The 18,031-nt window shown below is 60.0% G+C and carries 18 protein-coding genes and 1 pseudogene; 15 read left to right on the top strand and 4 right to left on the bottom strand.

Translation table 11 applies throughout. The features are described from left to right. Positions 1 to 194 precede the first annotated feature (194 nt). A complete protein-coding gene (locus tag FHT92_RS17820; protein ID WP_312858775.1) occupies positions 195 to 788 on the top strand; it encodes a TetR/AcrR family transcriptional regulator in 594 nt (197 codons plus the stop codon). Continuing rightward, the gene (locus tag FHT92_RS17815) at positions 785 to 1,615 is read left to right on the top strand and encodes a DMT family transporter (RefSeq protein WP_183827752.1); all 831 of its coding nucleotides are present in this window, start codon (positions 785 to 787) and stop codon (positions 1,613 to 1,615) included. The genes FHT92_RS17820 and FHT92_RS17815 overlap by 4 nt, the downstream gene beginning before the upstream one ends. Before the next feature lie 245 nt (positions 1,616 to 1,860). Here FHT92_RS17815 and FHT92_RS17810 read toward each other — a convergent pair. Next, a pseudogene (locus tag FHT92_RS17810) lies at positions 1,861 to 2,252 on the bottom strand (mismatch-specific DNA-glycosylase); the annotation flags it as partial. Positions 2,253 to 2,533: 281 nt separating this feature from the next. Here FHT92_RS17810 and FHT92_RS17805 point away from each other — a divergent pair. From FHT92_RS17805 to FHT92_RS17745, 13 genes are all read left to right on the top strand, one after another. Then, positions 2,534 to 3,859, top strand: coding sequence for an ABC transporter substrate-binding protein (locus tag FHT92_RS17805; protein WP_183827748.1), 1,326 nt, complete (start codon positions 2,534 to 2,536; stop codon positions 3,857 to 3,859). Positions 3,860 to 3,959: 100 nt separating this feature from the next. Beyond that, positions 3,960 to 4,925 (top strand): carbohydrate ABC transporter permease, encoded by a 966-nt coding sequence (locus FHT92_RS17800; RefSeq protein WP_183827745.1) that lies wholly within the window; start codon positions 3,960 to 3,962, stop codon positions 4,923 to 4,925. Continuing rightward, complete coding sequence (locus tag FHT92_RS17795) at positions 4,922 to 5,875, top strand: carbohydrate ABC transporter permease (protein ID WP_183827742.1); 954 nt, start codon at positions 4,922 to 4,924, stop codon at positions 5,873 to 5,875. The genes FHT92_RS17800 and FHT92_RS17795 overlap by 4 nt, the downstream gene beginning before the upstream one ends. Continuing rightward, the gene (locus FHT92_RS17790; protein WP_183827739.1) at positions 5,872 to 6,084 is read left to right on the top strand and encodes a hypothetical protein; all 213 of its coding nucleotides are present in this window, start codon (positions 5,872 to 5,874) and stop codon (positions 6,082 to 6,084) included. Before FHT92_RS17795 ends, FHT92_RS17790 begins: the two co-directional genes overlap by 4 nt. A gap of 3 nt (positions 6,085 to 6,087) precedes the next feature. Next, on the top strand, positions 6,088 to 7,185 hold the full coding sequence (locus FHT92_RS17785; protein ID WP_183827736.1) for an ABC transporter ATP-binding protein: 1,098 nt from the start codon (positions 6,088 to 6,090) through the stop codon (positions 7,183 to 7,185). Continuing rightward, entirely contained in the window at positions 7,178 to 8,185 is a 1,008-nt protein-coding gene (locus FHT92_RS17780; RefSeq protein ID WP_183827733.1) for an ABC transporter ATP-binding protein, read from the top strand. Before FHT92_RS17785 ends, FHT92_RS17780 begins: the two co-directional genes overlap by 8 nt. A 48-nt stretch (positions 8,186 to 8,233) precedes the next feature. Next, entirely contained in the window at positions 8,234 to 9,874 is a 1,641-nt protein-coding gene (locus FHT92_RS17775; RefSeq protein WP_183827730.1) for a dihydroxyacetone kinase subunit DhaK, read from the top strand. Positions 9,875 to 9,898: 24 nt separating this feature from the next. After that, complete coding sequence (gene dhaL / locus FHT92_RS17770) at positions 9,899 to 10,513, top strand: dihydroxyacetone kinase subunit DhaL (protein WP_183827727.1); 615 nt, start codon at positions 9,899 to 9,901, stop codon at positions 10,511 to 10,513. Then, positions 10,510 to 10,908, top strand: a complete 399-nt coding sequence (gene dhaM / locus FHT92_RS17765) for a dihydroxyacetone kinase phosphoryl donor subunit DhaM (RefSeq protein ID WP_183827724.1) — start codon at positions 10,510 to 10,512, stop codon at positions 10,906 to 10,908. Before dhaL ends, dhaM begins: the two co-directional genes overlap by 4 nt. Then, complete coding sequence (locus FHT92_RS17760; RefSeq protein ID WP_183827721.1) at positions 10,908 to 11,252, top strand: HPr family phosphocarrier protein; 345 nt, start codon at positions 10,908 to 10,910, stop codon at positions 11,250 to 11,252. Before dhaM ends, FHT92_RS17760 begins: the two co-directional genes overlap by 1 nt. After that, the gene (locus tag FHT92_RS17755) at positions 11,236 to 12,816 is read left to right on the top strand and encodes a putative PEP-binding protein (RefSeq protein WP_183827718.1); all 1,581 of its coding nucleotides are present in this window, start codon (positions 11,236 to 11,238) and stop codon (positions 12,814 to 12,816) included. The genes FHT92_RS17760 and FHT92_RS17755 overlap by 17 nt, the downstream gene beginning before the upstream one ends. A 1-nt stretch (position 12,817) precedes the next feature. Further along, entirely contained in the window at positions 12,818 to 13,228 is a 411-nt protein-coding gene (locus tag FHT92_RS17750) for a hypothetical protein (RefSeq protein WP_183827715.1), read from the top strand. A gap of 59 nt (positions 13,229 to 13,287) precedes the next feature. Then, positions 13,288 to 14,280: a dihydroxyacetone kinase subunit DhaK gene (locus FHT92_RS17745; RefSeq protein WP_183827713.1), complete on the top strand. Its 993-nt coding sequence runs from the start codon at positions 13,288 to 13,290 to the stop codon at positions 14,278 to 14,280. 149 nt (positions 14,281 to 14,429) lie between these two features. Here the strand turns inward: FHT92_RS17745 and FHT92_RS17740 are convergent, their stop codons facing one another. The 3 genes from FHT92_RS17740 to repA form a co-directional block, all read right to left on the bottom strand. Continuing rightward, a complete protein-coding gene (locus tag FHT92_RS17740; RefSeq protein ID WP_183827711.1) occupies positions 14,430 to 15,557 on the bottom strand; it encodes an RHE_PE00001 family protein in 1,128 nt (375 codons plus the stop codon). A gap of 242 nt (positions 15,558 to 15,799) precedes the next feature. Further along, entirely contained in the window at positions 15,800 to 16,804 is a 1,005-nt protein-coding gene (repB, locus tag FHT92_RS17735; protein ID WP_183827707.1) for a plasmid partitioning protein RepB, read from the bottom strand. Beyond that, positions 16,801 to 17,997 (bottom strand): plasmid partitioning protein RepA, encoded by a 1,197-nt coding sequence (gene repA / locus FHT92_RS17730; RefSeq protein ID WP_183741914.1) that lies wholly within the window; start codon positions 17,995 to 17,997, stop codon positions 16,801 to 16,803. Before repA ends, repB begins: the two co-directional genes overlap by 4 nt. Positions 17,998 to 18,031 lie beyond the last annotated feature (34 nt).

Here is an 18,031-nt window from a genome sequence, read left to right as displayed (position 1 = left end):
CTGCACCTGATGGAGGCCTCAGCTCCTGCTTCATGTCCTCGCCGTGCCGCTGACCCTTCGGATCTTAGATCTCATAGGCCTGCTCGATAGCCTTGCGCACGCGCGGTGAAAATCAGACTCTGCTGCCGCCCGGATATCCCCACGCCATTGACCAAAGGTGTCTGCTTGCTTATAGTGAGACAGGTCTGTCTCACTTGGATTCGGTTATGCCATCCCGCCCCATTGCCGTCGAGAAACGTCAGCACATCATTGAAACTGCCTACATCCTGTTCAAGCGCGACGGCTTCCATGCCACGGGCATAGACCGGATCATTGCCGAGGCAGAGGTCGCCAAGATGACCATGTATCGGCATTTTCCGAGTAAGGACGGCCTGATTGTCGAGGTTCTAAACTGGCGGACGGATCGGTTCAAACGCCAGCTCGACCGGCTTTCGGAAACCGCAATGACGCCAGATGAGATGATCATGGCGGTTTTCGATTGGCACGAACGATGGTTCGAGAGTCCGGATTTTCATGGATGTTTGTTTCAGCATGCGCTCGCGGAGTTCCCCGAGCGGGATCACGCGGTATACCTAGCTGTTATGCGCCAGAAGCAGGATCTTCAGGGTCGCATTCGGGAAATCGTGGCGCAATCAATGCCGGAGGGTCGAGTGCCCTATATCGCCATGACCCTGTTTATGCTGATCGAGGGGGCAATGTTCCTCGCTCAGATGGGTCAGGGGAAAGAGGCGATCGACAATGCCCGAAAGGTCGCAGCCGATCTGCTGGCGGCGAGGAGACGACAATGAGCGCCGCCGTCATCGGCCTGGCGCTTTTCGCGGCGGTCCTTCACGCCACATGGAACGCCTTCCTGCGCAGCGGCGGCGATCGTCTCTGGACCGTCACCGTTATGAGCTTTGCGAGCACGGTCGTCGCGCTTCCGTTCCTGTGTATCTACCCACTGCCACCGCCGGCCGCATGGTCCTATATCTTTCTCTCTGCCGTCCTTCAGGTCGGCTATAGCGTCTTCCTCGTCGCCGCCTATCGCTATGGGGAACTGGGGCAGGTCTACCCGATCATTCGCGGAACGGTGCCGCTTCTCGTGACGCTAGGCGGATTCGCTGTCGCGGGCGACCGCCTAAACCCTTTCCAGATTGCAGGTGTCATTCTCATTGCCGTGGGGATCATGAGCCTATCCCTTGGCAAGGGCAGATCCTCCACCTCATCCATCCTCTTCGCTCTCGCGACAGGAGCCATCATCGCCGCCTATGCAACGGTCGATTCCATTGGTGTACGGCGGGCCGGCCAGAGCGGCGCATATACTGCGTGGGTGCTCGTCCTCTATGGCTCGTTCCTGCCTGCTGCGTTCATTGGCATGCGTCGGCGGCTTCGGGTCGATTTTCGAGCGCTGGACACATGGAGGGCCCTCGGAGGTGGGTTGGTCGCAATGATCGCCTATGGTGTAGTGATTGCCGCCTTCTCAATCGGACCGGCTGGCCCAGTCACGGCGCTACGGGAAACAAGCGTTGTGTTCGCCGTTTTGATCGGCTGGCTGTTCCTTGGCGAAATCTTGACCGCCCGGCGCATTCTAGCCTGCATTATTGTTACGGCAGGCGCGATCCTGCTCGGGAGTTGAACCCCGCCGCGAGAATCCCCACCTCTCGCCACCGCTTCGCCGGTTTTCTTCGCCAATCTTTTTCCTGATCACAAACTGCGCGCGGCAATGGGAGAGCAGCACGCAGGCAATGCGCGCCATCAACGATTTTGATCTGCGGGCTACTCAAATCCGGGGAGGTTCAGCAAGCACGTCTCGCATGCAAATTCCGCGCTAAGTTGCGATGGTTCGGGCCGTAAATCGACCTATCTTCAGCGTCTGACGCAGTCCGCCCGCGCGCTGGTCGCCGCAAAGGCAGCCTTGCCGAGAGCTAGATTGACCGGCGCGAACTTGGTTATCTTCGCTTCGAGCAGAGGTGCTGCCCTTTGTAATCGTTCAGTCTCAATTCGCTGGCGCTCTTCGTGGCCCGCGAGACGGCGGCAGTGATGCCGCATCCATACTGGAGCAACTCCCGCTCTTCATCGGCGCGCAGGAGGTGCGACGTAAAACCGGAAAGGTGCAGTACCCTCCAGAAGCGGTTGCTGGGAGAGGAGAAATTGTGGCCGTCCCGGACTGCTGTGAGCGCGGGGTTCAAACCACAAAAGACGACCGACAGACCGGGGCCGAGTACGTCCGAAAGGCCGGCTGTCGCCTGCTGTATGTCCCCGCTGTGATCCATCCGTGCAGACACCAGCCGATTCCCTTCCAATTGATTTAGCATACCCGGCGCGTTTCCTCCTGCCCAGCTTCGTCCTGACCTCAAGTCATCAAGCCACCGCCAGGCTGCATCGTCACGGGATGGATGATTGGCTGCGGAGATTGTCGCTTGCAATGTTTATAAAAGTGTCTATTACTAAACATATTGCTAAACATGAGGGTCGAGGAGCTCATGTAGGCAGTCTCTGAAATTGGTGGACTTGCATGTCGGCGGGGAGCCGGCTTTGGTTCTGGGAGGAACGTATGCAAAAGAAATCGAAAGCCCTTCTCGGGCTGGCCTCGGCATTCGTCATGTCGTCGGCGCTGCCCAATCTCGCAAAAGCTGACCAACTGACACTCTGCTGGGCGGCCTGGGACCCGGCCAACGCGCTGGTCGAACTCTCGAAAGACTTCACCGCCAAAACCGGCACCGACATGAAGTTCGAGTTCGTGCCGTGGACCAGCTATGCCGACCGCTTTCTCAACGAGTTGAACTCTCACGGAAAGCTCTGCGACCTGATCATCGGCGACAGCCAGTGGATCGGCGGCTCGGCGGAAAACGGCCACTACGTCAAGCTCAACGACTTCTTCGACAAGGAAGGCATCAAGATGGATGACTTCGTGCCGGCGACGGTGGTTGGCTATTCGGAATGGCCGAAGAATACGCCGAACTACTGGGCGCTGCCCGCCATGGGCGACGTGGTCGGCTGGACCTATCGCAAGGACTGGTTCGAGCGGCCGGAATTGCAGAAGGAATTCAAGGAAAAGTACGGCCGGGAACTCGCCGCACCCAAGACCTACGACGAACTGAAGCAGATCGCCGAGTTCTTCCAGAAGCGCGAAATCGACGGGAAGACCGTCTACGGCGCTTCGATCTATACCGAGCGCGGTTCCGAAGGCATCACGATGGGCGTGACCAACGTGCTGTATGACTGGGGATTCCAGTACGACAACCCGGACAAGCCATATGAGATGGAAGGTTTCGTCAATTCTCCCAATGCGGTGAAGGGATTGGAATTCTATAAGGCGCTCTATGATTGCTGCACTCCGCCCGGCAGCTCTAATGTCTACATGGTCGAGTCAGCCGATGCCTTCAAATCCGGCCAGGTCGCCATGCAGATGAATTTCGCCTTCACTTGGCCTGGCCTCTACAAGGACGAGAAAGTGGGTGGAGACAAGATTGGCTTCTTCCCCAATCCTGCTGAAAAGAAACATTTCGCTCAGCTCGGCGGACAGGGCATCTCGGTTGTTTCCTATTCCGACAAGAAGGACGCCGCCCTGCAATATATCAAATGGTTCGCCCAGCCGGATGTGCAGGCAAAATGGTGGCAGCTCGGCGGTTATTCCTGCCTGAAATCCGTGGTGAACGCTCCTGACTTTGCGTCCAGCCAGCCCTATGCCCAGGCGTTTCTGGACTCTATGGCGATCGTGAAGGATTTCTGGGCCGAGCCAAGCTACGCGACCCTTCTACAGGACATGCAGAAGCGCGTTCATAATTATGTGGTGGCCGGCAACGGCACCGCGCAAGAGGCGCTTGATGGCCTGGTGAAGGACTGGACCGAAGTCTTCAAGGACGACGGCAAGATCTAGTGCCGGCTGGATGCGCAAATTTCTTGCCAGAATGGCGGCCCGGATCGCCAAGACTGCCGGGCCGCCACATGTCTCACATACGCAAGGACCAGGTGATACCTTGAACATTTCCTCCTCCATGGTCGAGAAAGCTGCAGATGCGACGGCCAGGGCGACGCCGACATCGCTTGCCCGCCGCGTCCGCGGACTGTCCGATCGAGCGATCGCCTGGGTGTTTATCGCGCCCACCATCATCCTGCTTCTCGCCATCAACATCTTTCCGCTGATCTGGGCGATCTATCTGTCGTTCACGAATTATCGCGCCAACCGTCCGAACGCGCCGGTCCAGAACGTCGGATTGGGCAATTACGAGCGGGTGCTCAACGATCCCGACATCTGGCAGGCGATGCAGACGACGGCGCATTTCGTCTTCTGGACGATCCTGCTGCAGACCGTCATCGGCTTTACGCTCGCCTATCTGATCGACCGCAAGTTTCGCGGCCACGCCTTCTGGACGACGCTGATCCTGATCCCGATGATGCTTTCGCCAGCCGTCGTCGGCAACTTCTGGCGGTTCCTCTACGAGCCGCAGATCGGTCTCTTCGCCTATGCCGTTTCGCTGGTCACCGGCATCCCGACAGCCGACATCCAGATGCTCGGCAGCGTGTCGCTGGCACCGTGGGCGATCATTATCGTCGACACCTGGATGTGGACGCCCTACGTCATGCTGATCTGCCTGGCAGGCCTGCGTTCCATCCCCGACTATATCTATGAGGCGGCCGAGGTGGACCGCGCCTCCGCCTGGCGGCAATTCTGGTCGATCACCGTGCCGATGGCGCTGCCCTTCATCATGCTTGCGGTGCTGTTTCGCGGCATCGAGAATTTCAAGATGTTCGACATGGTGACACTGCTGACAGGTGGTGGCCCGGGCTCGACCACCGAGGTTGCCTCCATCACCTTGAAGCGGGCCGCCTTCGAGAGCTGGGCAACCGGACGGGCGTCGGCCTTTGCCATCGTCCTCTTCGTTGCCGTGTTCGGTCTCGCCAACATCTACGTCAAGGCACTCAACAAGGTGAAGCAGCGATGAGCTCGGTTACCTCAGCCCATTCGGTCGTCGAGCCGAGCCCGACCAGCAAGAGGATCGCCGGCGCCATCGTGATCCTCTACGCTCTGATCACGATGATCCCGCTCGTCTGGATTTTCCTGACCAGCATCAAATCTCCGCCGGATTCCATAAGCTATCCTCCGAAGATCATCTTCCAGCCAACGTTGGAAGGCTACTGCAATCTGCTGACGACGAGAACGCGCCAGACGCCGGAATACATCGCCTCCCTGCCTGCACCGACCGGCACCTGTGATGAGGTGACCCGCAAGCGAAACATGGTCATTGCGGGTCGCTCAAATTTCCTGCCACGCTTTGCCAATTCTCTGGTGATTGCCTTCGGCTCGACGTTTCTGGCCGTATCGTTGGGAACCCTGGCCGCCTACGGTTTCTCCCGTTTCAGGGTGCCGCTCGCCGACGACCTTCTGTTCTTCATCCTGTCGACGCGCATGATGCCGCCCATCGCGGTCGCCATACCGATCTATCTGATGTACCGCGAGCTTGGCCTCTCCGACACGGCGCTGGGCATGATCCTGCTCTACACGGCAGTCAACGTCTCGCTCGCCGTCTGGCTGCTGAAAGGCTTCATCGACGAGATCCCGCGCGAATATGAAGAGGCTGCGATGATCGACGGCTACACGCGGCTGCAGGCCTTCTGGAAAGTCGTCCTGCCGCAGGCAACCACCGGCATCGCCGCGACTGCGATCTTCTGCCTGATCTTTGCCTGGAACGAATATGCCTTTGTCGCATTGCTGACCTCGGGTGAAGCCCAGACGGCGCCGCCATTCATCCCGACCATCATCGGCGAAGGCGGCCAGGACTGGCCTGCCGTTGCTGCGGGAACAACGATCTTCCTGATCCCGATCCTCGTCTTTACCATTCTCCTGCGCAAACAGCTCTTGCGCGGCATCACTTTCGGAGCGGTTCGCAAATGACCAGTCTCATCGAGACCCCACGCCCATCCCGCCCGAAGCGCCCCTTCTTTTTGCGCCGGGGGCCTATGGAGAATATCGCGACCGCCTTGATTGCCGTCGGTTTCCTCATGCTCTTCCAGCCGTTTTTTCTCATGCTCTATACCTATTCGCTGGTAACGCTGCTCGCAGGCACCGCCATGTTCATCATCGTCTCGAAGTTTCCGGAGTGAACCATGGCGGACATCAGGATAGAAAATCTCCGCAAGCAGTTCGGCAGCTTCGTGGCGGTGCAGGATTCGAGCTTCGTCATACATGACGGCGAGTTCCTGGCACTGCTCGGCCCCTCTGGCTGCGGTAAGACGACGACGCTTCGCATGATCGCCGGCCTGGAACTGCCGACCAGCGGCAAGATCTACCTTGATGGGGAGGACGTCACCTTCAATCGCGCCAGCGCCCGCGACATTGCCTTCGTCTTCCAGCTTTTTGCGCTTTATCCCCATATGAATGTGCGCAGGAACATCGGTTTCCCGCTCCTGTCGCAAGGCATGCCGAAGGCCGAGATCCGTCAGCGCGTCGAGGAGACTGCGCGTCTGCTGCAGATCGATCATATCTTGAACCGGTCCGTCTCCGGACTAGCTGGCGGCGACCGCCAGCGCGTGGCTCTCGGCCGCGCGATCGTGCGCCGTCCGAAGTGTTTCCTGATGGATGAACCGCTTGGTACGCTGGACGCCGAATTCCGCGAGGTGATGGTCCATGAGCTGCGCGAACTGCATAATCGCATCCACGCGACAACGGTTTACGTGACCCATGATCAGCATGAGGCGATGGCTATGGCCGACAAGATCGCGGTCATGAACCATGGCGTCATCGAACAATTCGGCACACCGCAGGAAATCTACAGCAAGCCGGCCACCATGTATGTCGCGGATTTCATCGGCTCGCCGCCAATGAATTTCATGCGCTTCACTTCGGGTCTCCAGTCGGGAGCGCAGTCGATATCGCTCAACGGCGTCGACGTCAGCGTTCCCGAGGTGCACCAGGATATGGCCGAGTCGGAGCTTGCGCTCGGCGTCAGGCCCGAACATATCCGCCTCAGCGACACGTCACCGTTGCGCGGAGCCGTCTATGGCAGCGAATATCTCGGAACCAATCAGATCGTGGCAATCGAGACATCGAGCGGGGTGATCAAAGCACGCGTTCCGGCAAACCGCGATTTCCGTATTGGCGAGACTGTTGGCCTTGAATTCAATCCGCGCAAGCTCGCGCTCTTCGACTGCAAGTCGGGCCGCGCTGTTGCCTCGGCACTCTATTCGGAGGCTCAACATGGCTGACGTCATTCTCAAGGGGCTCGACAAGCGTTTCGGCGACACTCAGGCTCTGGCTGATTTCAACCTTTCCATCCGTGACGGTGAATTCGTCGTCCTGCTCGGGCCGACGGGTGCCGGCAAGACGACCACGTTGCGCCTTATTGCGGGGCTGGAACGCCCTGACGGTGGACGCATCGAAATCGGCGGCCGCAATGTCGCAAGCGAAGCTCCCGCTGAACGGGATGTCGCCTTCGTCTTTCAACAATACTCGCTGTATCCGCATATGACGGTTTACGACAACCTTGCCTTTCCGCTGCGAGCCCCGGCGCGCCGGCTTGCGAGCGAAGAAATCGACCGCCGCGTCCGGGACATTGCGCGCATGGTCAGGATCGATCACAAGCTGGAGAACCGTTCGACGCGTCTGTCGGGCGGGGAAATGCAGCGCGTTGCGATCGGCAGGGCGCTGGTGCGCAGGCCTGCCATTTATCTGATGGACGAGCCGCTCTCGTCACTCGATGCGAAACTGCGTGCAGAACTGCGCCTGGAACTGAAGCGCATTCAGACAGAACTCGGCTCGACCCTGCTCTATGTAACCCACGACCAGGTCGAGGCGATGACCATGGCGGATCGGATCGGCATCGTCTCGGAAGGACGGCTGCTACAAGTCGGAACGCCGCGCGAAATCTATGGCAATCCGGCCAGCCTTCATGTCGCCGCGCGCCTTGGCCAGCCACACATCAACCTGTTGCCGGCCGATCTTCTTCCCGGCGCCAATCCGCCGCCGGGAACGAAAACGATCGGCGCGCGAACCGAGCACCTCGATATCGTCGTCGACCAAAACGCCAGTGCGAAGATCGACTGGATCGAACATCTGGGGGACCAGAACCACCTTCACATCAAGGTGCGCGACCACAAGCTGGTCACGCTTGCCGATCCATATCTCGCAATCCGGCCGGGTGATCGAATAAGCGTGACACTGCGCGATCCACTCTATTTCGACGCAAGCGGCCAGCGCCTTGGATAAGCAACCGAAAGAAACGAACTCATTGGCATAAAAGACGGATCTGTCTCCATGAAACACTTTTTCAACCGCCGGGAAACCATTGTCACCGAAGCCTTGGACGGCCTGCTCCAGACGAGCAGCGCCGGCCGTCTCGCCCGTCTCGACGCGTTTCCGGAGATCAAGGTGATCCTGCGGGCCGATTGGGACAAGTCTAAGGTCGCCATAATCTCAGGCGGAGGGGCCGGGCACGAGCCCTCTCATGCTGGCTTCGTCGGCAGGGGCATGCTGACCGCAGCTGTATCTGGCGAAATCTTTGCCTCGCCGAGCGTCGATGCGGTGCTGACGGCGATCCGCGCCGTAACCGGCCCCAAGGGCGTCCTGCTGGTCGTCAAGAACTATACGGGCGATCGCCTTAATTTTGGCCTCGCTGCCGAAAAGGCGCGCGCCGAAGGTTTCGATGTCGAGATGGTCATCGTTGCCGACGATATCGCCATCCCCGGCATCATCCAGCCCCGCGGCGTTGCCGGTACGCTGTTCGTGCACAAGATCGCCGGCTATCACGCCGAGGCCGGCGCCGGGCTCAAGACGGTGGCGGACCTGGCGAATGCCGCAGCGGGCAGCATCGTTTCGCTCGGAATGTCGCTTTCAACCTGCAGCGTGCCGGGCCAAACACATGAGGATCGACTGGGCGCCAATGAAGGCGAACTCGGTCTCGGTATTCACGGCGAGCCCGGGGTCGAGCGTATTTCCCTGCAGCCGATTGCCGATCTGGTCGCGACGATGACCGAGAGACTGGCGGCGAAGCTCGAGTGTGCGGCAGATCATGCGCTGCTGATCAATAATCTCGGCGCCGTGCCCCCGCTTGAAATGGCGGTCATCGCCAATGCTGTCCTGTCGTCGCAGATCGCCGACCGGGTTCGGCTTATCATCGGGCCGGCACCGATGATGACCGCTCTCAACATGAACGGCTTTTCCCTGTCGCTCATTCGACTGGACGCCGATCGTGAAGCCGCCCTTAGGGCCACCGTCGAACCCCATGCCTGGCCGCCCGCAACCGAACGGCATGAGATCGCTGTCCTTCCTGTGCCTCAAGGGGCGTCGCGACAGAGCGAAGCGGCACCCGCCAGCGACAACAGGAACAATCGTCGCCTCCTGACTGCGCTTTGCGAGCATCTGATTTCGCTGGAGGATGAGCTTAATCACCTGGATGGCCGGGTTGGTGACGGCGATACCGGTTCGACCGTCGCGACCGGAGCCCGCAGCATTCTTACCCGCATCGACGCACTTCCACTGAAAGATCCTGCCGCGACGATGGCCTCCATCGGCGAGATCCTGAGCACGAGCATGGGCGGCTCCAGCGGTGTCCTTCTCTCGATCTTCTTCACGGCCGCATCCAAGTCCATGGCAGAAAAGGACGATTTCGCCGCTGCCCTGCTTGCCGGCCTTGATCGGATGACGTTCTATGGAGGCGCTGTTGTGGGCGACCGCACAATGGTCGACGCACTGGCTCCCGCGCTTGCCGCCCTTTCATCAGGGGACGTCGCAGCCGCGGCAAGAGCGGCGACGGCAGGTGCTCAGTCGACAAGGGCGATGCGACAGGCAAAAGCCGGTCGTGCCTCCTACGTTGGCGAAAAGGATCTCGAAGGCGTGCCCGATCCCGGTGCGGTCGCCGTGGCAGGCGTTTTCGAAGTGGCGGCAGCGCTAATATGAGCTCTGAACGCGGGAGGGTTTCGGGTGCAGGCAGAACCGGTTCTTCTCACGGGATTGATCGAAGCTTGCCGCGCGACGATCGCGGCAAACAGCGAGCACCTGTGCGCGCTTGATCGCGCCATTGGTGATGGCGATCATGGAACGAACATGCGACGCGGCTGCGAAGCGGTGAGCGCCGAGGAGGCCTCCGTTTCAGCTCTTCCCTTGCCTGACGCGCTCGAGAAAATTGGCCTGACGCTCGTGATGAATATCGGCGGTGCAGCCGGCCCGCTTTACGGGACGCTGCTCATGGAGATGGGCCGCGAGCTCCGTGCCCCAGACGAGGAGAAGGATTTTCCGTCGGCACTGAAGCAGGCGATCAACGCGGTCGCGCGTCGTGGCCGCTCACATGCCGGGGACAAGACGCTTCTTGATGTTCTCTATCCCGTCCAGGACGCGCTTGCACATCGATTGCCCTTGACGGACATCGCGCGCCAGGCCGAACTTTCTGCCGAGCTGACTGCTGCGATGAGGGCCATGCGCGGGCGTGCCTCCTATCTCGGAGACCGTTCGATCGGCCATGTCGATCCGGGCGCCTCAAGTTGTGCGCTGCTGACAACTGCGATCTGCCGCTATCTCGAGGAGTACCGATCGGCATGAATGGGAACAGGCCTAACGTTGGGATTGTGATTGTTTCCCACTCGCCTCTGGTTGCGCGTGGTACCGCCGATATGGTGCGACAGATGGTCGGCGACAGTGTGCCGCTTGCCTGGTCGGGCGGCAACAGTCACGGCGAACTTGGAACGGATGCACGCGGCATTCTCAAAGCCATCGAGGAGGCCTGGTCTGACGCAGGCGTCGCTGTCTTCGTGGATCTTGGGGGAGCCGAAACCAACAGTGAAATGGCGGTTGAGATGCTTGGCTTGCCGCGGTCGAAACAGGTAACGATCTGCAATGCGCCCGTCGTGGAGGGCGCTGTCATCGCGGCGGCCGAGGCCTCCGGCGGTGCATCGCTGACCAAGGTCATTGCGACGGCAGAGGAGCTGTCACCCTGATGAGCGGCGGATTACGCATGGGAAGCCGTGAGGGCGAGCAGATACATGCCAGCTGCCAGACGGAGGTCGAGGTAAAGCATTCTGTTGGACTGCATGCTCGGCCCTCGGTTACATTCACGCGGCTTGCAAAGTCGTTTCCCTGCTCGATCGAAGTCGCGATCGGCGGCAGCGATGTCTGGCTGAATGGCAAGAGCATCATCAAGATCATGGGTGCCAGGATCCGCAAGGGATCGTTGCTCAAGATACGCGCCGAGGGGATCCTCGCCGAGGAAGCGATTCGCGCATTGAAGGACCTCGTCGAACGTAACTTCGATGAGGAAAAGAAGCATGGCCGCACCGCCTAGACTGAAAGCCACGAGTGCATCGCCAGGCTTTGCGACCGGACCGGCCTATGTCGCAAAGCCGATGGCGGCTGCTGCGTCGCCGCCCTCAAGCCGTTCGAGCCATACCGAACTCGGCGATGCCATCGCGAAGGCCATCCGCGAACTGCGCGGCCTTGCGGCCGGGACAGACCCTGAGAGCGGCGAAATCATCGAGTTTCAGATCGAAGTGCTCCAGGACCCGACCTTGATGGAGATGGCCGGCGCGCGGATCGATGCGGGTGAGAATATAGTGTTTGCCTGGGTCGGGACACTCGATGCCTATATTCGCGAACTGGAATGCGCGGAGGAAGACCAATTGCAGGCACGTGCCGTCGACATTCTCGACGTCAAGAATCGTGTCCTGTCGATCCTTACCGGTACGCCGATCGACGACTTTCCGGCCGGCTCCATCTATGTTGGAAAAGACATGGAGCCCAGCCGGTTCCTCGCGCATGACTGGTCGGCAGGTGGGGGTATCGCTCTTTATGCGGGCAGCGCAGTCGGCCATGTGGCACTGCTTGCCAGGTCTCGCTCGGTTCCGATGGTCATTGGCGCCGGTCGCTTCACAACAGAGAAAGGACAACACATTGGCGTTGATGGCGATTCTGGTATCATCATGCTTCAGCTAGCCAAGCAGAGCGCGACGACGGCTCCGCTCGACCATCGCCTGACAGGGATGGCATCGGCAGCCGACAACGGCATTTTGCACACTGCAGATGGTTGCGAGGTCCTGCTGGCCATCAATGTCAACGCTCCCGAGGAAATCGATGCGATCGACGCTGCGACGACCGCCGGCATCGGATTGATGCGTTCAGAATTCGCCCTGACGTCGCTTGGGGATGCCGCAAATGAAGAAAGGCAGTTTGCAATCTACCGCCGTCTGCTGGATTGGGCAGATGGCCGGTCAACGACAATTCGCATGCTGGATATAGGCGGCGACAAGCCGCTCGCCGGACTGACCGACGTAGGCTCGCTGCGCGGTATCCGTCTTCTGCTTGCCCGGCCGGAGATCGTGCGTGTTCAAGCCCGCGCGCTTTTGCGTGCGGCAGTCTTCGGCAATCTTCAGATCATGCTGCCGATGGTGATGTTTCCATCCGACGTCGATGATATCAGGCAGATCTATCGCGAAGAATCCGACGCGCTCTCCAGACGGAGCGTGCCGCATCGCATGCCTCCCGTCGGGATGATGGTAGAAGTCCCGGCCGCCGCGCTCATGTTGGACGAGTTCGAAAGCGCAGACTTCTTTTCGTTTGGGACGAACGATCTTGCGCAATATCTCGTCGCATCGCCCCGCGAGGATGCCGACTTCGCGCTTTACCAGGCCAAGGCGGTGCCGGCCGTCCTGCGCCTGCTGACCCAGGCCATAAGACTGGCCGGAAAAAAACCAGTCAGCATCTGCGGCGACATGGCCGGGGATCCATCCCTGACTGCGGATCTGCTTGCCGCAGGCATACGGCATTTTTCCGTGGCACCCGCTCGGCTTCCCGCGATAAGATCGGCAATCGTCGGCCTGAAGGCAGATGGGACAAAGGCAGCCGGAGAATAGGATGGCGCGCGAAGACACCGAGGGCGCCATTATCGCCTACAAATCCATTCTGGCGCAAATCATCGACAACAGGCCTTCCGGAACACGCCAGAGGCTCGCGACGGAACTTGGCAAACATCGCAGTTTCGTCACGCAGATAACAAGCCCGACCTATGCAACGCCGCTTCCTGCCCGGCATCTCGCGACGGTCTTCAGGGTGTGCCACTTCAGTGCTGCTGAACAGGAGCGCTTTCTGAATGCTTATCAAGCCGCACATCCAGGCAAGCTGCCGGAACTTGGCGCCTCGGAAAAACTGCGGCATCTTTCGCTGATGGTACCCGATTTCGGCGACGAGAGACGCAATCGGCTGCTTGAGGAAGCGATTGGCGATCTGGTGCAGAAGATCGCAGCAATTTCTGGGCTGCCGGATTAAGCAAGCCCTTGTGGCAGACGCAGAAGGATTGGCATGATCATCGCCTTGGGAGGGGCTTGATGAAGAAATTCATGAACACGGCAGAGACTATGGTCGCCGAGAGTATCGAAGGCTTCGTGCGCGCCCATCAGGAGTTCGTTGTGTTCGGCGCAGGCCGCAAATGCATACGCCGCCGTGAGCTGGTTCCCGGCAAGGTCGCCATCATTTCTGGCGGCGGGGCGGGCCATGAGCCGATGCATATCGGCTTCATCGGTCGCGGCATGCTCGATGCGGCCTGTGTCGGATATATCTTCACATCGCCCACGCCGAGCCAGATCGTCAGTGCGATAGAGGAAGCAGACACCGGTGCTGGCTGCCTGCTCGTCGTCAAGAACTACGATGGCGACGTCATGAACTTCGAAATGGCGTCAGAAATGGCGTCAGACCGGCATAGAATTGAAATGGTCCTTGCCTGCGACGACATCGAAACGACGAGGGGCGACGACGGTCGTGGGCGACGCGGGGTTGCCGGTACGCTTATCATTGAAAAGCTCCTCGGAGCGGCTGCCGAGCAGGGTCGATCCCTTTCAGAACTAAAAGCCTTTGGCGATAGCCTCTCCTCACGCATCCGGTCGATGGGCGTTGCCCTGACCGGTGTCGCGGTGCCGGACACCCAGCGCACAACCTTCGTGCTTGAGCCGAACGAGGTAGAGATGGGCGTCGGCATTCATGGAGAGCCGGGTCATTCGAGAGAGCGGTTCTCCGACGCTGACACTATTGTCAGGTATCTCAGCGAGACTATCCTCAACGAAACCAGCCGAAGCACAGATAAAACATTGCTCCTGGTGAACGGACTTGGCGGCACGCCGCCCGCTGAACTCTATCTTGCCTACAACTCTGCCCTTCGAATCATGGCGGAGTACAGCCTGCGAGTCGAGCGCTCGCTTGTTGGCACCTATGCCACTTCACTCGACATGCAGGGGCTTTCGATCACGCTCGCCTTCCTCACTGACGAGGAGCTTTCTCTATGGGATTCGCCCGTCGCTACCGCTGCATTGCGCTGGCGGTGCTAGGCATCTCGTCATCGGCCGCTCTTCTGGCGGTAAGTCCTCGGTTTGAAAGGCGCGAACCGATCGAGCGGATGCAGGCTCATGCTCTTTCCCAGCAGAGCTCATGCGCGTAGCGAATGGAGGCGTCGGCCCGCGGCTTTGGCCCACGCGGATCAGATTATGCCCCAGGCACGATAGCGGCCGCGACCGGTGATTTCGCGGATGCCTATCTCATTGATCAGATTGAGCGCGCCGCGTTGCGTGACGCCAAGTTCACGCGCGACCATGGCGGCCGACACCATCGGACGCGACAGGATGAAATCGGCAAGCTGCGGCAGACTGCTATTCGAGCGGCGACCGCGAAAGCGCAGCTCCATCTGCGTGCGCGCCAACGACAGGCGGTCGATCTCCTTGAGGCCGATGACGGCACTCTCCCGCATGGCATCAAGAAAGGCCTGCAGGCGCGTGACGCGATTACGCGCCCGCCGGCGCTCATGACGAATCTGCTTCAACCCGGTATAAAAAGAAAAGAGATGCGAGGCGACCTTGCCTCGCGCCCGCAGGCTGCTGGCAATCAGCAGGCCGCTCAGCCAATGCTGGCGGCGCAGCGGCTCGATCTGTTCCCAGGCGTCGAAGAGGATGGCGGTCGCCAGGGTAGGTGGCAGTTCCTCTACGAGCGGGATCAGACCACGCCATTCCTGAATCCGTTCTTCCTCGTTCCATTCGTCGTCACCGAACAGGCCGAACGGGTCGTCATTGCGCTGCGAGGGCGCGGCCTCGGTCGGCGGTTCCACGACGGCCTTCCCCACATGCCGGTCGAGAAGTCTTTGCGAGCGGGCTAGCAGGGCGTCGAGCTCGGCGATTTCGGCGGCAAGCGGCGCCTGGTCATCCTCGTCGCCAGCCTCTCCGATGGGCGCGTTCGTTCCCGCCCCCGGCGCCCTCTCCTCCCCTTCCAACGTGCTGGCGGTCAGCGCGCCGAGGCCTGCCGGTGAGAGCGCCCAGCCAGGATCGGCGGTTTCGATCCGCCGCCGTGTCCGCAGAACGGAATGGGCAATCGTCAGCTCATGGCTCGGCGCGCGGCTGTCCATATGCGCATCGTGCAGGACGAGATCCTCGACATGTACAAGTTCCCCCGCCACCCACAGCGCGCCGGCTGAATCGAAGAAATGACTGCGCGCCGCAAAGCCCTGCCCTATCGGCGAGCGCGCTACCCGCTCATCGAGCCGCGCCAAAGCATCCTCGGCCCCAGCAATGGCCGGAAGCAGCGTCTGGAGCGTGGTGGCGTCAATATCGTAGCGCATTGTTCGGCTTAATGGATTCTTGTCAAAGGAAGCGAGACCCGCATTCGCTTCCGTCGGTTATCGCATGGTGAAAACATGCGGGCAACGCAGTTTCCCGAAGGCTCAACCTTTTAAGCCGGTATTTTCTAGGGATCATTGCTGTATCGACGACAGTACGGGCGGAACAATCGCTCCGCCTATCAGCTGGAGCCGGCCATCGACCTTGCGCTTAGCCGCTTCCCGCTCTGGTTCGCCGCGCCGCGCTACAGCGTATCCCCTGTCTTTTGCTTCTCGGCCTTGTAGGCCTCATAAAGCTCGTCGAGGCGGCTTGAAAGATAGGTGCCAAAATCCGGTGCGTCACCTGTCTTCAGAACAATTGTATAGGACGTGCCGGAACTCTTGATGCGTCCGGCGATCTTGCCACCGCTCGCAGGCTTCCAGTCATATTCCGTGGTTTGCGGCTTGGCCTCCTCCTTCTTTGAAAGCTCGGCGATGACCAGCTCAAAGCGGCGATCGCTCTCGACCGCATTGAAGGTGGAGGATGCAATCAGCTTCGTCAGACGGCCGGCGGTGGTGTCGGTCCAATCCTGGGCAAGGGCCATCCACCGTCTGCGGCCGATGCCGGGCGCCGCGCCTACGGCCTGGATGATATCGCCAGGAATGGCCTTCGCGACGGAGATGAGCTTCGACAATTCCGTCTTGTCGGTTGAAAGTGCCTTCATGATGACGGGACGATCGAACTTCTTCAGTTCGAGGTTGAGCGCGAAAACGGCCCGCTCGATGTAGGAGAGATTGCGTCGCGCCGAGTTTTCTATGCCTTGCGCGATCACGAGATCTGTATCGTCGAGCTTGCGGATGACCGCCTGCACCTTACGGCCGAGCAGTTTGACGGCCTGAAGGCGGCGATGGCCATAGGCAATCTGATAGCGCCCGTCATGGTGCGGATTACGCCGCACGAGGATCGGGACTTCTTGGCCATTCTCGGCGATCGACTGCACGAGCTCGTCCTCCAGATCGAGCGGCTCATCGCCGAGGCGATCTCGAATGAAGGAGGAATCGATCAGCTCCGGATCGAGTTCAACGATGTGTTCGCCAGACAACAGGGCTTCCTCCATCGCCCTGCTCTCTTCCTCCATGCGGCCGAGTGTCAGCGCCATGGTGCGTACCGGACCGGCCGCTCCACGCACAGACGTCTCTTCGAAGTTGGCCGCGGCCAACTCCTGCGCCGTGTCGGTGAACAAGCCCTTCAGTCGATCTCGTCTGCTCATGTGCGGCCCCATGCTTTATGGATGCTGGCAAGAATCTCGCCATTGGCGGCGTTAACCGATTCCAGTGCCCGGTCATAGGTGGAGCGGCGAACCTGCCCCTTTTCAATTTCATAGAGGGTCTGCTTGGTCAGGCCCGCATCGGCAATCGCCGTCGATTTCAGGATCGTTGCCGTCAGCACATCGTCACCGAAGAGATTGCGCAAGAGTGCCACGATCTGTGATTGCGGCCCGTCGAAAGGCTCGTGACGGGTGACGACATATTTGATGAAATCATGCTGCAGGTCGCCACCGGCCTTGCGCACCACGGAGAGAAGATCCGAGGTCATCAACAGAAATTGCGACATAGAGGCGACATCGACCATCTGCGGATGAACGGTGATGAGAAGCGACGTGGCGGCACAAACGGCACCGAGCGTGAGATAGCCGAGCTGTGGCGGGCAGTCGATAACGACGATATCGTAATTGCCTTCGACTTCGGCTATCGCATTGCCGACGCGGCGGAAGAACAGCTCTTCCGGCCTCTGGCGATCATTCAAAGCCCGCGGCGTTTCATGCTCGAACTCCATGAGCTCGAGATTGCCGGGGACGAGATCAAGGCCGTCAAAATAGGTCTTGCGGATAATATCCTTCAACGGGCGCCGCTGCGCATCATAGCGGATCGCGCCATAGAGCGTGTCGCCATCGCCGAGGTCGAACTCGGGCTGGACGCCGAGTAGAGAGGAGAGCGAAGCCTGTGGATCCAGATCGATCGCCAGGACCCGGTACCCTTCCAGCGCCAGATACTGCGCAAGATAAAGCGTCGTCGTGGTCTTGGCCGAACCGCCCTTGAAATTGGTGATGGCGATCGTCTGCAGTTTCTCGCCCTCGCGACGGCAGGGCAGGTAGGAGAGCGCATCCTTCGGCTTGATCTTGGCCATATGCTGGCGCAGCTCGTTGATCTGACCAAGGGTGTAGGAGCGGCGGCCGTTCAGCGAAACGTCCGGCTGCGGCCCCTTGCCATCGAGTGAAAGCTGGCGAAGGTAGCCGTCGGAAACACCGACCATCTGCGCTGCTTCGCCGGAGGTAAATGTCCGGAGCGTCTTTTGCGAAAGCGGCGGAAAGAGCCTTTCTCGCAGCAGCTTCAGCTGGCGTGAGAGCTGCGTGGCGTGCCGTTCGATGCGAACGTCTGTCGTTGATACGCTAATGTTGTCCAAAACACCTGCCCCTTCTTAAAGCGCTTTTCCATCA

Origin of the sequence: Rhizobium sp. BK377 (assembly GCF_014193935.1) — a bacterium.
Taxonomy (GTDB): domain Bacteria; phylum Pseudomonadota; class Alphaproteobacteria; order Rhizobiales; family Rhizobiaceae; genus Rhizobium.
The sequence above is the reverse complement of the archived record's forward strand: the minus strand, read 5'-3'. Positions and strand labels throughout refer to the sequence as shown.

Excerpts from the sequence above, each read along its gene's own strand:
- FHT92_RS17815 (WP_183827752.1), top strand. The coding sequence starts at position 785 with ATGAGCGCCGCCGTCATCGGCCTGGCGCTTTTCGCGGCGGTCCTTCAC.
- FHT92_RS17805 (WP_183827748.1), top strand. The coding sequence starts at position 2,534 with ATGCAAAAGAAATCGAAAGCCCTTCTCGGGCTGGCCTCGGCATTCGTC.
- FHT92_RS17795 (WP_183827742.1), top strand. The coding sequence starts at position 4,922 with ATGAGCTCGGTTACCTCAGCCCATTCGGTCGTCGAGCCGAGCCCGACC.
- FHT92_RS17790 (WP_183827739.1), top strand. The coding sequence starts at position 5,872 with ATGACCAGTCTCATCGAGACCCCACGCCCATCCCGCCCGAAGCGCCCC.
- FHT92_RS17785 (WP_183827736.1), top strand. The coding sequence starts at position 6,088 with ATGGCGGACATCAGGATAGAAAATCTCCGCAAGCAGTTCGGCAGCTTC.
- FHT92_RS17780 (WP_183827733.1), top strand. The coding sequence starts at position 7,178 with ATGGCTGACGTCATTCTCAAGGGGCTCGACAAGCGTTTCGGCGACACT.
- FHT92_RS17775 (WP_183827730.1), top strand. The coding sequence starts at position 8,234 with ATGAAACACTTTTTCAACCGCCGGGAAACCATTGTCACCGAAGCCTTG.
- dhaM (WP_183827724.1), top strand. The coding sequence starts at position 10,510 with ATGAATGGGAACAGGCCTAACGTTGGGATTGTGATTGTTTCCCACTCG.
- FHT92_RS17760 (WP_183827721.1), top strand. The coding sequence starts at position 10,908 with ATGAGCGGCGGATTACGCATGGGAAGCCGTGAGGGCGAGCAGATACAT.
- FHT92_RS17755 (WP_183827718.1), top strand. The coding sequence starts at position 11,236 with ATGGCCGCACCGCCTAGACTGAAAGCCACGAGTGCATCGCCAGGCTTT.
- FHT92_RS17750 (WP_183827715.1), top strand. The coding sequence starts at position 12,818 with ATGGCGCGCGAAGACACCGAGGGCGCCATTATCGCCTACAAATCCATT.
- FHT92_RS17745 (WP_183827713.1), top strand. The coding sequence starts at position 13,288 with ATGAAGAAATTCATGAACACGGCAGAGACTATGGTCGCCGAGAGTATC.
- FHT92_RS17740 (WP_183827711.1), bottom strand. The coding sequence starts at position 15,557 with ATGCGCTACGATATTGACGCCACCACGCTCCAGACGCTGCTTCCGGCC.
- repB (WP_183827707.1), bottom strand. The coding sequence starts at position 16,804 with ATGAGCAGACGAGATCGACTGAAGGGCTTGTTCACCGACACGGCGCAG.